The 13377-nt window shown below is 73.2% G+C and carries 12 protein-coding genes; all 12 read right to left on the reverse strand.

The window, feature by feature from the left end:
* Positions 1 to 121 precede the first annotated feature (121 nt).
* Entirely contained in the window at positions 122 to 1402 is a 1281-nt protein-coding gene (locus tag ACWGKI_RS04045) for an ABC transporter substrate-binding protein (RefSeq protein ID WP_380244446.1), read from the reverse strand.
* Positions 1403 to 1472: 70 nt separating this feature from the next.
* On the reverse strand, positions 1473 to 2300 hold the full coding sequence (locus ACWGKI_RS04050) for a carbohydrate ABC transporter permease (RefSeq protein WP_380244445.1): 828 nt from the start codon (positions 2298 to 2300) through the stop codon (positions 1473 to 1475).
* A gap of 4 nt (positions 2301 to 2304) precedes the next feature.
* A complete protein-coding gene (locus tag ACWGKI_RS04055; RefSeq protein ID WP_380244444.1) occupies positions 2305 to 3294 on the reverse strand; it encodes a carbohydrate ABC transporter permease in 990 nt (329 codons plus the stop codon).
* Positions 3291 to 4352, reverse strand: a complete 1062-nt coding sequence (locus ACWGKI_RS04060; RefSeq protein WP_452184897.1) for a LacI family DNA-binding transcriptional regulator — start codon at positions 4350 to 4352, stop codon at positions 3291 to 3293. The genes ACWGKI_RS04055 and ACWGKI_RS04060 overlap by 4 nt, the downstream gene beginning before the upstream one ends.
* A 191-nt stretch (positions 4353 to 4543) precedes the next feature.
* Positions 4544 to 4984 (reverse strand): HIT family protein, encoded by a 441-nt coding sequence (locus ACWGKI_RS04065; protein ID WP_452184899.1) that lies wholly within the window; start codon positions 4982 to 4984, stop codon positions 4544 to 4546.
* A 42-nt stretch (positions 4985 to 5026) separates the two neighbouring features.
* Positions 5027 to 6058, reverse strand: a complete 1032-nt coding sequence (locus ACWGKI_RS04070; protein ID WP_452184901.1) for an alpha/beta hydrolase — start codon at positions 6056 to 6058, stop codon at positions 5027 to 5029.
* Positions 6055 to 7188: a DUF4432 family protein gene (locus ACWGKI_RS04075; RefSeq protein ID WP_452184903.1), complete on the reverse strand. Its 1134-nt coding sequence runs from the start codon at positions 7186 to 7188 to the stop codon at positions 6055 to 6057. The genes ACWGKI_RS04070 and ACWGKI_RS04075 overlap by 4 nt, the downstream gene beginning before the upstream one ends.
* Positions 7185 to 9335: a hypothetical protein gene (locus ACWGKI_RS04080; RefSeq protein WP_452184905.1), complete on the reverse strand. Its 2151-nt coding sequence runs from the start codon at positions 9333 to 9335 to the stop codon at positions 7185 to 7187. Before ACWGKI_RS04080 ends, ACWGKI_RS04075 begins: the two co-directional genes overlap by 4 nt.
* A gap of 87 nt (positions 9336 to 9422) precedes the next feature.
* Positions 9423 to 10700, reverse strand: coding sequence for an enolase C-terminal domain-like protein (locus tag ACWGKI_RS04085; protein ID WP_452184907.1), 1278 nt, complete (start codon positions 10698 to 10700; stop codon positions 9423 to 9425).
* Positions 10697 to 11524, reverse strand: coding sequence for an SDR family NAD(P)-dependent oxidoreductase (locus ACWGKI_RS04090; protein WP_380244437.1), 828 nt, complete (start codon positions 11522 to 11524; stop codon positions 10697 to 10699). The genes ACWGKI_RS04085 and ACWGKI_RS04090 overlap by 4 nt, the downstream gene beginning before the upstream one ends.
* A gap of 43 nt (positions 11525 to 11567) precedes the next feature.
* Positions 11568 to 12395 (reverse strand): carbohydrate ABC transporter permease, encoded by an 828-nt coding sequence (locus tag ACWGKI_RS04095; RefSeq protein ID WP_380244436.1) that lies wholly within the window; start codon positions 12393 to 12395, stop codon positions 11568 to 11570.
* Positions 12395 to 13321 (reverse strand): carbohydrate ABC transporter permease, encoded by a 927-nt coding sequence (locus ACWGKI_RS04100; protein WP_380244435.1) that lies wholly within the window; start codon positions 13319 to 13321, stop codon positions 12395 to 12397. The genes ACWGKI_RS04095 and ACWGKI_RS04100 overlap by 1 nt, the downstream gene beginning before the upstream one ends.
* Between the last annotated feature and the right edge of the window lie 56 nt (positions 13322 to 13377).

A 13377-nucleotide genomic window follows, 5' to 3' on the forward strand; every position in this document is an offset into this window, starting at 1 on the left:
GGGGCTTCGTTTTTGTTTAAACCACAAACCCCCCCGTTCGCCCGGCGGGGGGGGTGCCGCGCGGGGGGGGGGGGGGGGGGGGGGGGGGGGGGGGGGGGGGCGGCGCGCCCCCCCCACGGCGTCACTTCGTGATCTCGTCCCACCCGTCGGTGAGCTGCGACGAGAGCTCGTCGGCGTCGGTCTCCTGCGCCAGGTAGCGCTGGTAGGCCGGCGTGGCCACGGTGTCCTTCCACTGCGCGTACGCGTCCACGAACAGGTACGGCGCGGAGACGAAGTGCTGGCCCGAGGCGAGGATGGTGCTCCACCCGTTCTTGTCGCCGAGCTTGTCGCTCATGAGCTGCTGCGCCGACGTGGTCGCCGGGATGAGCGCGTCTGCCTCGTTGAGCGCGGCCAGGTTGTCCGGCTCGGTGAAGAACTCGATGAACTCGGCCGACTCCTCCACGTGCTCGGAGTCCACGTTCACCGACAGCGTCTGCGGGTTCGCGGCCTGGCCGGCACCCTCCGGGCCGGCGAGCGGCGGCAGCACCACCCAGTCGAGGTCCTTCGGCGCGTCCTTCGCGATGTTCGCGGCCTGGTAGGAGCCCTGCACCGTCATCGCCGTCTGCCCGGCGTAGAACGACGCGATCGCCTCGGAACCCGACTGGGTCAGGGTGACCGGGAGGATCGACTTGTCCTGGTGCGCCATCGCGTCCACCAGCTCGGGCAGGGCCATCTCGCCGTCGCCGACGGTGATCGTGGCGTCGGTGCCCGTCCCGGTGAAGTACTGGCCGCCGAAGCCCGGAGCCATCGTCATGAACGCGGCGGTCGGGCTCGACAGGCCCCAGCCGAGACCGTAGGTCTTGCCCTGGGTGGTCGCCTTGGCGATCTCGCGCAGCTGGTCCCACGTCATGGTGTCGCCGGTCGGGATCTCGACGCCCGCGTCCTCGAGGAGCTTCTTGTTCGCGAAGACCATGTACGACTGCAGCTCGGTCGGGTAGGCCACGACCTGGTCGTCGACCGTCACCGAGGAGAGCACCCCTTCGGGGATGTCGGCCTTGCGCTCGTCGGACATGTAGTCCGACAGGTCCGCGAGGTAGCCGTCGCGCGCGAACGGCACGATGCTCGCGGCCTCGTAGTGGATGATGTCGGGCGCGGCGCCGCCGTTGAACTGGGTGATCAGCTTGTCGTAGACGCCGTCCCAGCCGGCCGGGACGATCTCGACCTGCACGTCGGGGTGCTCGCCGTTCCACTCGTCCACGATCTTCTCCGTCGCCGCGATGGCCGCAGGCTGGTCGGACAGGGACTGGAACTTCAGCGTCACGGGTCCGCCGTCCCCGTCGTCGCCGCCCCCGCCGCTGCACGAGGCGACGAGCAGGGCGGTGACCGTGAGGCATGCGGCGGTGGACACTCCACGAGTCTTCATGGGTCTTCCTTTCGGGGTGGTCGGAGGTGCGGTGCGTGCGGTGCGTGCGAGGCGCCGGCCCGGGTGGGAGTCAGCCCTTGACTGCCCCGGCCATCAGGCCGCCGGTGAGCTTCTTCTGCATGATCGAGAAGAAGACGATGCTCGGGATGGCGGCGAGGAACGACCCTGCCGCGAGCGGGCCGAGCGCGACCTTGCCCTCGCCGCCGATGAACGACGTGAGCGTGATCGGCAGCGTGTAGTTCTCGGGCGACTGGAGCAGGACCAGGGCGAAGAAGAACTCGTTCCACGACGAGACGAAGCTGAACATCGCGGTGGCGACGATCCCCGGGGCCAGCAGCGGGAACACGATCCGGCGCAGCACGCTGAGCCGGCTCGCGCCGTCCATCGAGCCGGCCTCCTCGAGCTCGGTCGGGATGCCGGCCACGTAGCCCTGCAGCATCCACAGCGCGAAGGGCAGCGTGTACGTGGTGTGCACCAGCGTCAGGCCCACGAGGCTGTCCGTGAGGTTCATCGTCCGCAGGATGAGGAAGAGCGGCAGGATGATGAGGATCACCGGGAAGACCTGGCTCACCAGGATCCATCCCACCCCCGCCACGCGGATCGCGCCCTTGAGCCGGGCGAGCACGTAGGCCGCGGGCATCGCGATGAGGATCACGAGCGCGGTCGAGGCGAGCGCCACGACCGCGCTGTTCGCGGCCGAGTGCACCAGGCCCTGCCGGGCGAGCGCCTGGGCGTAGTTCTCCCAGTGCCACTGCGCCGGCAGCAGGCTCACGGTGAGCGAGTTGAGCTCGGCGGACGACTTCACGGACGCCGAGATCAGCCACAGCAGCGGGAAGCCGAGGAAGACGATGTAGCCGGCCAGCGCCACGTACTGGGCGGGGCGGACGAGTGCGCGCATCGGCTCAGCCCTTCTTCTGGACGCGGTCGTCGCGGAACTGCGACCGCAGGTAGACGGCGAGGAGCAGGACGACGACCACGACGAGGACGACGCCCATCGCGGCGGCGTACCCGATGTTCCGGTTCTTGAACGCCTCGAGGTAGGTGAAGAGCATCGGTAGCATCGTGCGGCCGCCCGGCCCGCCCTCGGTCAGGACGTAGACCAGCGAGAACGAGTTGAAGTTCCAGATGAAGTTCAGCGACGTGATCGACGCGACGATCGGCCGCAGGCTCGGCCAGGTGACGGCGGTGAACCGGCGCCAGGCGCCCGCCCCGTCCATCGACGCGGCCTCGTGCAGCTCGTCCGGGATCTGCTGCAGGCCGGCGAGCAGGGTCACCGTGGTCTGCGGCATCCCGACCCACACGCCGACCACGATCACCGCGGGCAGGGCGGTGGAGAAGTCCGCCAGCCAGTTGATGTCGTCCGGCAGCCCGATCGCCCCGAGGAACGCGTTGAGCGGCCCCGCGTTCGGCGAGTAGATCATCTTCCACATGATGGCCACGACGACCGGCGGCATCGCCCACGGGATCAGCGCCAGGACGCGGGTGAGCCCCTGGAGCCGGAGGCCGGAGTTCAGCAGCTGGGCGAGGCCGAGCGCGAGGACGAGCTGCAGCAGCGTCACCGACACCGCCCAGATCATCCCGATGCGGAACGAGTCCCAGAAGAAGGAGTTGTCGGCGAGCCGGACGAAGTTGTCGACGCCCACGAACTGGTAGTCCGGGTGGCGGACCAGGCGGGCGTCCGTGAACGCCAGCGCGATCCCCATCACCAGCGGCGCGACGCTGAGCACGAGGATCGGCAGCAGCGACGGCATCACCAGGGCGATCGCCTCGCGACGGCGGCCGCGTTCCAGGCCGCCGCGGCGGCGGACGGCAGGTACGGGACGGCCGGTGCGGTCGGAGCCGCGGCTCGTCCCACCGGTCCGTGAGGTGCCGGGCGTGGTCGGGGCAGTCATCGCGCGCTCCCCTCGGTCGGGTCGGCAGGGGTCGTGACGTCGGCGGCACCGCCCGTGGAGCCGCGCACCAGGAGACGCGGACCGATCACGACGTGCCGGGCGGTCGCACCGTCGTCCTCGAGGCGGGCGAGCACGGCACGGGCCGCGGCGGCGCCGCGCTCCGCGGAGCCGAGCGAGACGCTCGTGAGGCTGGGCTCGTAGACCCGGCCGAGCTCCGTGTCGTCCATGCCGGTCACCGCGACGTCACCGGGGACGGTCAGCCCGGCCTCGCGTGCCGCGCGGACCGCGCCGATGGCGAGCAGGTCGTTGGCGGCGACCACGGCGTCCAGCCGCGAGCCGTCGGGCGCCGGCGCCAGGAGGGTGCGCGCGGCGCGCAGCCCGGCGGCGACGGTGAAGTCGTCCGCGACCTGCACGGCGACCCGCTCGGCGGGGAAGCCGTCCACCTGGGTGGCGGCGTCGAAGCCGCGCTGCCGGGCGAGGCCGGGAGTGGTGTCGAGCGGACCGTTGAGGAAGCCGATCCGGCGGCGGCCGGAGTCCACCAGGTGGCCGACCGCGAGGCCGATGCCGCCGGCGGAGTCGGTCGAGACGGAGTCGCCGTCGGCGTCGAGCGCGCGGCCGATCACGACCACGGGCACCGGAGCCTGCCGGATCTCGTCCGCGAGGGCGTCGTCGGCACGCAGGGGGCTGATCACCAGGGCGTCGACGAACCCGCCGCCGAGGCTGCGCACCAGGTCGGCGGTGGCCCCGGCCGAGTCCCCCGTGGACATGACGACCACGCGGTAGCCGTGCGGCGCGAGCACCTCGTGGATCGCCGTGAGCATCTCGACGTAGACGGGGTTCCCGATGTCCGCGACGGCGAACGCGACCTGGAAGGTCTTGCGCATCCGCAGGGACCGACCCGTGACGTCCGGGCTGTACCCCAGCTCGTCGGCGGCGGCGCGGACGCGCTCCACCATGGCCGGGCTGGCCCCGGTCCCGTGCAGGGCCCGCGACGTCGACGCGAGGGAGACCCCGGCGTGCCGGGCCACCTCGATCAACGTGGCGCGTGATGACGTCACTGTCGCTCCACCTTCAACGTCGACGGCGTTTGGAAACGTTTCCAGAACGATTCCCACAGCAGCGTTGGAAACGTTTCCGGATGCCGTCACTCTGGCACCCCGCGCCGACCGGTGTCAAGACGCCCGCACCTCGACTAGCGCAGCGCAGCGCGCCGCGGCGCGGCGGATCGTCGTCGTCGCCCGCGTCCCGGTCAGCCGAGCCCGGCGCGCAGGCGCTGCGCGTACTCCCGTCGCCGTGGCGCCGGCAGCCACTCGGGTTCCGGCAGGGTGCGGTAGAGCTCGTCCCCGGCGTAGCGCGGGAAGAGGTGCTGGTGGAAGTGCCAGACGTCCTGGTCCCCGGCCGGCTCGTTGTGCTGCCGGGTCGAGACGCCGTCACAGTCGTAGACCGCGCGCATCACGCGGGCGAGCCGCTGTGTCGCGTCGAACACGGCGTGGCCGTCGGCCGTGGGCAGGTCGTACAGGTTCTCGTGGTGGGCGACCGGGACGACGAGCAGGTGGCCCGGGTTGCGCGGCCACCAGCGTGGCGCCACGATCGCGAAGACCCGCTCGTCGCGGTAGACGACCTCGGCCTCCCGCTCGGCCGGCAGGTCGCAGAACGGGCAGTCGTAGCCCGGTGGTTCGTGGTGGTGCACGGTGTCCCCCTGGTGGTCGTCGCCCGGTTCGAGGCCAGGTTCTCAGGTCGGCGCGCGCCGCGCAGACAGCACCCGCGCGACGAACGCCTGTTCCTCGGCCTCCAGCTCGGCGTCCTCCGGGGCGTCGCCCCCGAAACCGCCGTGCGGCATGCCCTCGAACACGTGCAGCTCCGCGGGGACGCCTGCGGCTCGCAGCCGCCGGTGCATCCGCACGGTGTTGGACAGGAACAGGTCTCGGGTGCCCGACTGCAGGAACGTGGGCGGGAACCCCGACAGGTCGCCGAACAGGGGCGACAGGTACGGGTGCGCCAGGTCGGCGCCGGCCGCGTAGAGCGCGTTCACCTCCCGGAGGCTCGCGAGCGCCAGGTCGTGGGGGGCGTTCGTGACGAACGAGTCGCCCGACTCGGTGAGGTCCACCTCGGGCGTCAGCAGCACCAGGGCCGCCGGCATCGCCAGGCCCTCGTCGCGGGCACGCAGCAGCAGGGCCGCGGCCAGGTTCCCGCCCGCCGACCCTCCTGCGACGACGACCCGCCGCGGGTCACGCTCGTCGAGCAGGGCGCGGTAGACCGCGAGGACGTCGTCGAGCCCCGCCGGGTACGGGTGCTCCGGCGGCATGCGATAGTCCACGCCCCAGGTCACGAGACCCGTGGTCACGGCCGTCGACGCCGCGGACGCGCGGCACACCTCGCCCGCCCCGTACAGGAGCCCGCCGCCGTGCAGGTCCAGCACCACCGGCGCGTCCACGGCGTCGGCGTCGTCGGCGGCGGCCCCGTCGGGGATCTGGACGTAGGTGGGCACCCCGGCCACGCGGCGCTCCGCGGTCGTCACGGGCAGCCCCTCGCGCACGACGACGGTACGGAACCACTCGTCCACCTCCGCCACGAGCCGCGACCAGCCCGCGCGGTCGTCCGGCGCCGGGTACGGGCGCGGCTCTGCCGGGCGCGCGGCGGCGAGCCCGGCGAGGTACCGACGCGCCTCGGCGCTGACGCTGGTCGGCAGCACGGGCTGCACGGGCTGCACGGTGCCTCCCGGTACGGCCGCCGTCCCAGCCGGCGCGGCGTCCGACGTCGTCATGCCGCTCCCCCGGCGTCCGCACCGCGCACACCGACCTGCACACCGACCTGCACACCGATCTGCACACCGCACTCCCAGGTCTCCCCCGGCGCCAGGACGGGCGCGCCGCCGTGCGGCAGGTCCCGTTCCGGCCCGACCAGCGGCGCGTTGGCCGGCTCGACGCCGAGCACCCACGAGCCTGCGGCGGGCCACAGCCACGAGTACAGCCGCGGCATCGTCTCCGCACGCCACTCGACGACCACCTCCGTGCCGCCGCCGGAGCCGCTCCCCTGGTTCGGCGCCACCGGCAGCCCCGTCGGGCGCACCACCGCGCGGGCGCGCCCGTCGGTGGCCCGCACGGCCGGGTGCTCCGCCACGACGTACGACGCACCCGGGGCAGGGCAGGGGAACGTGACCGCGTCCCGCCCGGCCGGGAGAGGTCCGGCAGGCACCGCCGCTTCCGCGTCCGCCTCCAGGCGCGAGCCCTCCACCAGCACCGCCGCGCCGAGGTTCACGTGGTAGAGCAGCGGCACGCCCACGGGAGCCGCGCCGACGTTGCGGACCACGTCCCGCACCTCGACCCACGGCCGGCCGGTGGCCACGACGATCTCCCGCTCGACCACCACCCGCGCGCCGTACAGCGACGAGTGCGCGACGGAGCCCGCGACGTGGACCTCGATCTCGTCGCCACCGTCCGCACCGTCACCACCGTCACCAGCTCGGGCACCCGCACCGGCACCGGCCCGCTCGCGCCACCACCGCACGTCGTGCGCCGGGGTCAGGTGGTGCGAGCCGTGCTGGCCGGACGCGTCGCGCGGTGCGCCGATGTTGTCGGGGCCGCAGGTGGCGAGCAGGCCGCCGAGGAAACGGTCCTCCCAGTCGCGACCCGGGCCGGGGTCGCGGGGGTGCGGGGACCGCCAGGCGAGCGGGACGCCGGCCCACCACGCCGCGCCGAGGTCGAGCCCGCGGTCGGGCAGCACGTCGACCGCCAGCCCGCCGGCCACCCGCACCACCAGGGCCCGCTCTCCGCCGGCCGTGACCGCCTCGTCGACGGAGGCGAGGGCGTCCGGCAGGGCGGCCCGCCCGTCGTCGAGCAGCCGCCCCCACCCGGGGCGCGCACCCGGGTCCGTCCCCTCGCGGTGGTCCGTCATCGCGCGGTGGTCCGTCGCTCGGTGGTCGGTCGCTCGGTGACCTCGCCGCCCGCGACGTCGTAGGTCCGACCCTGGACGACGAGACCCTCGAGCCGCGCCTGCGGGTCGAGGTCCGCGATGCAGCCCCCCGCGCTCACCGTGCCGTCGAGGGCGACGTCGACGCCGAACACCCCCGCGAGCACCAGCTCGCACCAGGCTCCTGCCGACGAGCAGGACCAGTCGATGATGTACGGCAGCTGCGGCGGCGTCTTGCGCGCACCGCCGCCGATCGGCTCCTCGGCCTCCTCGACGAAGTGCGCCTGCCCGGGCGGGCCCTGGTTGGCCGTCCGCGCCAGCCCGGGCAGCCACTCCAGGACCACCTCGGGGTGCCCGAGCGCGATCGCCGCCCGCGCGGAGTCGGCCGGCCACGCCGGATACGCCCCGTTCCACTGGTGGTCGGCGCGCACGGACCAGCCGGCCTCGTCGTCCCACGGCGACAGGGCGCGCATCCACGACGGCGTGCGCAGCTCCCGGACGAAGAACTCGACCATCGCGTCCCGCTGCGCCGCCGGGACGTCGGCGGCGATGGTCGTCCCCACGGTGGCGAAGTCGTAGCAGTGCCGGGTCTCGACGAGGGAGCCGTCCGGCTGGCGCGCGTGGAAGAAGCCCTCCCCCGGCACGGCGAGCTCGAGCACCTTCGGCAGCAGGTCGGCCGCCTCGGCACGCAGCCGGGCAGCGTCCTCGTCCCGTCCCTGCAGTGCGCTGATCCCCGCGGCCGTGCGCAGGTTCCACACGTTGGCGGCGTTCAGGCTCGCCACCTCGTGCACGTACGAGCTCACGCACTCGAGCAGGTTGTCCACGTCGCCGTAGTCGGCCAGCCCCGAGCCGGTCTGCGAGCGCAGGCGGTGCCACGCCGTCGCCCAGGCCCGGACCTCGTCGCCCATCGTCGAGGTGCGCCCGTCCGGCGTGGTCACCTCGGCGTCGAGCAGCCCGTGGTCGCCGTGCAGGCGCAGGTAGTCGTGCACCAGCCGCGTCATCGCGTAGTGGTTCACCGAGTACCAGTAGCCGACAGGGCCGCCCGTGAGCCACTCGGTGCCGAAGTGCTTCTCGATGTCGAGGCCCACCCAGTGCTCCACCTGGCGGCGCATCACGTGCGGGTCGAGCAGCGCGTGCACCATCGAGCTCAGGGAGTAGTCCCAGATGAACGTGGTCGTCTGCCAGTAGCGCGGCATGAGGGTGTCGTAGGTGCGCCCGAGGACGGACGCCGGGTTGTCGCGCCGGAACCACAGCACGCCGACCGCGCCCCACCAGTACAGCCGGCGCAACGCGTCGTCGGACGTCACCAGCCGCGGCAGGCAGCCGCCGAACTGGTCGTTCCCGGGCGTGAACAGCGCCTCGATCTCGGCGTCCCAGGTGCGGCGGGAGGCCTCGACCGCACCGGCGACGTCCGCGGCGACGCGGTCGAACGCCGCCACCGCCTCCTCGCGGGTGCGGGCGAGCGTGTGCACGAACGCGAGGCGCACCGTGCCGCGGGCCGGCACGTCCCGCACCACCTCGGCCACGCGCGCCGACGCGCCGTCGTCGACCGGGACGCCGCGCTCGTCGACGAGGCCCTGCACGCTGACCGCGGAGCCGTCCGCGGGCCGCCCGAGACGACGGGCGCCGTCGCGCTCCAGCGTGTTGCGCGCCTGCGGCGGGGCGCCCGCGAGCCACGGCTCGGCCGCGCAGGTCACCGTCGAGTCGAGCCACGCGCCGAGGCGCAGCTCGCGCGCCTCCCCCGTCGTCTCGGTGACCTCGACCTGCACGGCGACGCCCGGCTCGCCTGGCGGGCAGACGGTCACCGTGCGCACCTCCCAGCCGTCCACGAGGGTGCGCCGTTCGACGCGGTCGGGCCGCCAGCGCACGTCCACGGGGCGCCCGAACGACCGTACGAGCCGTCCGCCGAGGTACAGCTGGCCGCTGATGCTGTCGCCCTGCGAGACCGGCGGGACGTTGAGCGAGCGCACCGCCAGCACGTCGTGGTCCACCTGCGCGGTGGCCCAGTGGTTGGTCAGGCCGGGCGGGTTGATCATGTCGTCGAACGTGTCCGTGACCAGGTCGGACGCCAGGTCCGCCACAGTCGGGACGACGGGGACCGTCGTCGTGGCGACGGCCGGGGTGCTGCTCATGGTGTGTCCTCGTGCCTCTCGGTGCGTCTCGTGCGTCTCGGAGCGTCTCGGTGCGTCTCGGTGCTGTTTGCGCGGGGTCGTGCGTGGTCAGTACGGCTCGTGCGCCAGCGCGGCCGGGCGCCCCGCGACCGACGGGTCGGCGAACTGCGTGCTCGGCAGCAGCGGGTACCAGTCGGGCCGGCCCGGGTCGCGGTCGTACGGGTACGGACCGAGCTCCCGGTACAGCTCGGCGTACTGCGCCACCTTGTCCCGGTCCAGCTCCACGCCGAGGCCAGGGGTGTCCGGGACGGCGATGCGCCCGTCGTGGTAGGCGAGCTTGCCGCCCACGATCACGTCGTCGCGCAGGTGGTGGTAGTGGGCGTCGGCGGCGAACGCGAGGTTGGGCACCACGGCGCCCAGGTGCAGCATCGAGGCGAGCTGGATGCCGAGCTCGCCGGAGGAGTGCACCGCGACGCCCAGCTGGAACGTCTCCGCCACGCCGGCCGCCCGCACGCAGGGCCGGATGCCGCCCCAGAACGTGGTGTCCAGCAGGATCACGTCGACGGCGGGCTGCAGGACGTCGGCCGCGAGCTGCTCGAAGTTCACGACCACGGTGTTCGTGGCGAGCGGGATCCGCGTGTTCTCCCGCAGGCGACGCATCCCGTTCAGGCCGTAGCAGAAGTCCTCGGCGTAGTCGTTGTCGAGGTCCTCGATGCGCCGGGCGAAGCGGATCGCCTCCTCCACGCTGAGGATGCCGTTGGGGTCGTACCGGAAACGGTCCCCCGGCAGGGAGGCGGCGAGCGCCCGGTAGGCCTCGAGCTCGTGCTCGGGGTCGAACACGCCCCCCTTGAGCTTGTGCACGCGGAACCCGTGCTCGGCCTTGAGCCGGGCCGCCTCGGCGACGAGCTGGTCGGGGGTGCGCACCTCCCCGGTCCCGTCCGCCGCGGGGTAGCGGAAGAACAGGTACGACGCGAACTCGACCTCGTCGCGGACCGCACCGCCCAGCAGCGCGTGCACCGGCAGGCCGGTGTGCTTGCCGAGCAGGTCGAGGCAGGCGAACTCGATCGCGGCCACGAGCTGGGTCCGGTTGTTGTACAGGCTCGCCGTCGGGTTGGCGAGCATGAACCGCAGCGCCTCCGTGCGGGCGGGGTCGTGCCCGACGAGGTACGGCTTGAGCGCGGCGATGGCCGCCTCGGCGCTCTGCCCGCCGCCGCCCATCTCCCCGAGCCCGACCAGGCCGTCCGTCGTCTCCACCTCGACGATCGTGCGGACGAAGCGGCCCCAGTGCGCCCCGTTGGAGTGCCGCAGCGGGGCCTCGAGCGGGACGGTCACGGTGGTGGCGCGCACGTCCGCGATCCGCATCCCGCTGCCCTTGAGCGCGCTCATGCGTCGTCCTCGGGCAGCGCGGCGGCGAGGCGCGAGCTGAGCCCGCCGTCGACCTTGACGTCCGCGCCGGTCACGAAGGCGGCGCGGTCGGACAGCAGGAACTCCACCACCTCGGCGACCTCGCGCGGGGTGCCGACCCGGCCCAGCGGGTGCGCGCGCCCCCACTCGGCGACGACGTCCTCGGCCGGCCGGTCCCCGGCGAACAGGCCAGCGGCCCAGCGCAGCATCGGGGTGTCGATCGACCCGGGGCTGACGCTGTTGACACGGATGCCGTCCGCCGCGTGGTCGACCGCCATCGCTCGCGCGAGGCCCAGCAGCGCGGACTTGCTCGCCGTGTACGCGGCCACGCCGGTCTGGGTGGCGTAGGCCTGCGCCGAGGAGACGAGGACGACCGCGCCGCCGCCGTTCTCGCGCACCAGCGGCACCATGGTGCGGCAGGTGTGGAACGCGCCGCCGACGTTCACCCCCATCACCTCGTCGTAGGTGGCGGGGTCGGTCTCGTCCACGGCGCCGTAGCGCTGCACGCCCGCCGCACAGACGACGGCGTCGAGCGTGCCGTGCTCGGCTCGCACCTGGCGCGCCGCGTCGTCGAGCGCGTCGGGGCGCGAGACGTCCGCCACGAGGCCGACGAAGCGCCCGGGGGCGGCGGCCAGGCGGGAGGCGGCGTCGTCGAGGGCCGTCGCGTCGCGGTCGACGCCGACGACGGTGGCACCGAGCTCGACCAGCAGGTCGGCGACGCCGCCGCCGATGCCGGCGGCCGCGCCCGTGACGAGCGCGGTGCGGCCGCTCCAGGGGGTGGTGGTCGGGGGGTTCAGGTCGGGCATGAGGTGCTCCAGGAGGGGCGCAGGTCGGGCACGGGGGTCAGGGTCAGTACTGGCCGAGCGCGAGGCCGCGCGTGAACGCGCGCTGGGCGAGGAGGAAGAGCAGGACGGTGGGGATCGAGACGATGAGGCCGCCCGCCAGGACGGTCGGCATCGTCGAGCCGCCGTACGTGCTCTGCAGCGCGGACAGCGCCGTCATCACCGGCCGGGTCTCGGCGGACTGCGTGAGGGTGAGGCCCAGCAGCAGGTCGTTCCAGATGAGCGTGGCCTGCAGGATGAAGATCGCCACGAGGGCGGGCACGGCCATCGGCAGGTAGATGCGCCAGAAGATCCGCCAGGTGGAGGCCCCGTCCATCACGGCGGCCTCGAAGACGTGGTGCGCGACCCCGGCGAAGAAGTTCCGCATCACGAACGCGGCGAACGGCACGGAGATCACGGTGTACACGAGGATCATGCCGGTGCGGGTGTCGTACAGCCCCGTCTCGACGTACCCGAGGAAGAGCGGCATCAGCAGCATCTGCATGGGGAAGACGGTCGAGGCGAAGATCACGACGAACCACACGAACCCGTGCCGCAGGTGCAGCGCGACGATGGCGAACCCGGCGGCCGCGCCGATCACCACGGCGATCAGGGGTGCGACGACGGCGTAGAGCGCGGTCGAGGCGATGCCGGCGGAGATGTCGCCCCGCGTCCAGGCGGCGGTGGCGTTCTCCCACAGGCCGCCGAGCCCGGCGGGGCTCCACACCGACAGCACGCCGTACTGGTCGTTCGTCTTCGCGGCGTTGACGATCATGAGGTAGACGGGCGCGAGCCACACGAGGCCCAGCACCACGAGGACGGTCTTGCGGACGCGGTCCGCGATCGTGGCTCGCATCATGACTCCCGGGCGCCGGACAGCTGCCGGCGCAGGTAGAGGACCGACGCGGCGACGGTGATCACGGTGAGGAACACCGCGACGGCGGCGCCCAGCCCGTAGTCGTTCTCGACGAACGTGTCCTTGTACATGGTCAGGGCGAGGGTCTCGGACGAGACCCCGGGGCCGCCCTTGGTCATCGCCCAGATGATGTCGAACTGCTTCAGCGAGCCGACGATGGCGAGCCCCACGACGACGGTCGTCAACGGGGTGAGCATCGGCCACGTCATCGTGCGGAACAGCGTCCAGCCGGACGCGCCGTCGACCCGGGCGGCCTCCATCGGCTCCTTGGGGATGGACTGCAGCCCGATGGTGAACAGCAGGGCGTTCACCCCGGCGCCCTGCCAGGTGGCGGCGCCGATCATGACGAACGTGTTCAGCGGGGCGTCGAGCAGCCACCGCGGGGGGTCGGTCACGCCGAACAGGGCGAGCGCCTCGTCGAGCGCACCCCCGGTCTGCAGCACGAACGTCCAGATGACGCCGACCGCGACACCGGAGATCGCGTACGGCAGCAGGAACGGCAGCCGGTACCAGAAGGAGCCCTTGAGCCCGTACGCGAGGACCGCGATGAGCAGGCCCAGCCCGACGGGCAGGACCAGCGTCCCGGCCACCCAGAACAGGGTGTTGCGCAGCGAGTTGAGGAACCCGGCGTCCGTGAACATCTCCTGGTACTTCGCGAGGCCCACGAGCTCGGGGTCGCCGAGCCCGTTGTACTCCGTGAGGCTCAGGTAGGACGTCCAGACGAACGGCAGGTACAGCAGCAGCGCCACGATCAGCACAGCCGGCAGGGCGAAGCCGCGGGCGGACCAGCGGTACGGGGCCCGCGCCCGGCGGACCGGGCGGGTGGTGCTCGTCGGCGGCCGCGGCGGTGCGGCGGTGGCGGTCATGGGAGGTCTCTCCTTCCGGCGCCGCCGGGGGCACGTGGCCCCCGGCGGCGCGACGA

This window comes from Isoptericola sp. NPDC055881 (assembly GCF_053615895.1).

Bases quoted from the DNA above. Each gene is read 5' to 3' on its own strand.
- ACWGKI_RS04045 (WP_380244446.1), bottom strand. From the start codon at position 1,402: ATGAAGACTCGTGGAGTGTCCACCGCCGCATGCCTCACGGTCACCGCC.
- ACWGKI_RS04050 (WP_380244445.1), bottom strand. From the start codon at position 2,300: ATGCGCGCACTCGTCCGCCCCGCCCAGTACGTGGCGCTGGCCGGCTAC.
- ACWGKI_RS04055 (WP_380244444.1), bottom strand. From the start codon at position 3,294: ATGACTGCCCCGACCACGCCCGGCACCTCACGGACCGGTGGGACGAGC.
- ACWGKI_RS04070 (WP_452184901.1), bottom strand. From the start codon at position 6,058: ATGACGACGTCGGACGCCGCGCCGGCTGGGACGGCGGCCGTACCGGGA.
- ACWGKI_RS04075 (WP_452184903.1), bottom strand. From the start codon at position 7,188: ATGACGGACCACCGCGAGGGGACGGACCCGGGTGCGCGCCCCGGGTGG.
- ACWGKI_RS04080 (WP_452184905.1), bottom strand. From the start codon at position 9,335: ATGAGCAGCACCCCGGCCGTCGCCACGACGACGGTCCCCGTCGTCCCG.
- ACWGKI_RS04085 (WP_452184907.1), bottom strand. From the start codon at position 10,700: ATGAGCGCGCTCAAGGGCAGCGGGATGCGGATCGCGGACGTGCGCGCC.
- ACWGKI_RS04090 (WP_380244437.1), bottom strand. From the start codon at position 11,524: ATGCCCGACCTGAACCCCCCGACCACCACCCCCTGGAGCGGCCGCACC.
- ACWGKI_RS04095 (WP_380244436.1), bottom strand. From the start codon at position 12,395: ATGCGAGCCACGATCGCGGACCGCGTCCGCAAGACCGTCCTCGTGGTG.
- ACWGKI_RS04100 (WP_380244435.1), bottom strand. From the start codon at position 13,321: ATGACCGCCACCGCCGCACCGCCGCGGCCGCCGACGAGCACCACCCGC.